This is a genomic window from Enterococcus pseudoavium NBRC 100491 (genome assembly GCF_001544295.1).
Taxonomy (GTDB): Bacteria; Bacillota; Bacilli; order Lactobacillales; family Enterococcaceae; genus Enterococcus_A; species Enterococcus_A pseudoavium.
Map to the genome: position 1 here is coordinate 1 of NZ_BCQF01000053.1, position 1,472 is coordinate 1,472.

General features: G+C 38.7%; 1 protein-coding gene. It reads right to left on the reverse strand.

Going from position 1 to position 1,472, the window contains the following annotated elements:
- Window positions 1–1,472: IS1182 family transposase (locus EP1_RS13145; protein WP_067628298.1), on the reverse strand; the 1,472-nt coding region annotated here is incomplete at both ends.

Consider the following 1,472-nt stretch of genomic DNA (forward strand, 5'->3'; position numbering starts at 1 on the left):
TTCTCTAATCCTCTAACAGTATATCGAGTGAAGCCTAAACAAGCCTTCATAAATCCGAAGACTGTCTCTACATCAATCTTTCTTCTGCTATAGACCTTCCCGGTCTCAGGTGTAGAAAGTAGTTCCCTTTGTTTTGCTTTATGATACTCCCAAGCGGAATTCACAGTGATTTTTCTCAAATGTCCTTTCGGTGTTAACGCTGCTGGGATAACGTTCTGATTCACATCTAATTTTTCAGCCTGATATTCTTTTACGTCTCTGACAAAACCGTCTTTATCTTTCCTTTGCCGATAGGCATGAAACTTGAATTGAACACCTTTGGGATCTATATAAAAGTCTTCTTCCTCGTGATACGCCCAATTCATGACTTTCCGTTCATCTGTTTTCCATTTTTTACTCTGTTCTTTTAGCATAGTGGCATAGGGAATAAGCCCCGTATGTTGCGGAAGCTCATCTTCTAAATAGCGATAATTGTTTTCTGATCCATATCCAGCATCGGCCACAATGTGACGATGCGGTTGGTCGGCTAGCCTCATTTTTTCAAGCAAAGGTTGTAAAGTTCTTGTATCCGTAGGATTTTGAAAAACATCGTAGCCTAAAACAAATTGATTACAAGTTGCGATTTGGAGGTTATAGGCTGGTTTTAATTGACCGTTCCTCATGTGGTCTTCTTTGACTCTCATAAATGTCGCGTCATGATCCGTTTTTGAATAGCTATTTCGGGTACCATAAATAGACATCTGATTCTGATGTTCGAGAAGTTTATTTCTTTTTTCAAAAAGCTTTCGCTTTTGACTCTTCAACGTTCGTCGTTGGTGTTTTGCAGGATTAGGTGAAATCTTTTTCGTTTCTTCTACTTCCTTTTCTAACGACTCTAGTCGTAATTCCATTCGAGTGAGTAACTCATCAATCATATCAAGGGTTAGCGTTGAACCTTCAGGAATATATTTCAACTCATAGGCCTCTTTTAGTTCTGACATCATTGCAAGAATCTTTTCTCGGTTCATTTGATCATAGCGGATGGTACTTTTCTTCCAAACAAAACTGAACTTATTCGCATCTGCTAAAATTTTAGTCCCATCGATAAAAAGGGCATCATCAATCAAATTGCGTTCTCGAAGATATTCTGTCAGGGAATCTAATCCTTGATTCGTCAATTCTTGTATATCGTTAGAAATACAAAAACGGGCAATCGTCCGATAGGAGGGCACTTGTTCTTGTGTCAACCACCGGGCATAAAGATTTTCTTCTGCCAATCGTTCAATCTTGCGGCTAGTAAACGTTTCTCTCGTATAGGCAAAAAGAACCAACTTCATCATTGCACTCAAATCATACTCTCTTGGTCTTCCAAAAAGGTAAGGTTGATTGATTTGAAGAGACGCCACTAACTCGTTAATGAAAAGGGCTACGTGATTTTCTTTTGGTTCGAATGAAGTACTGATGTCCAATGTGAGTTGATTCATGTTATAATT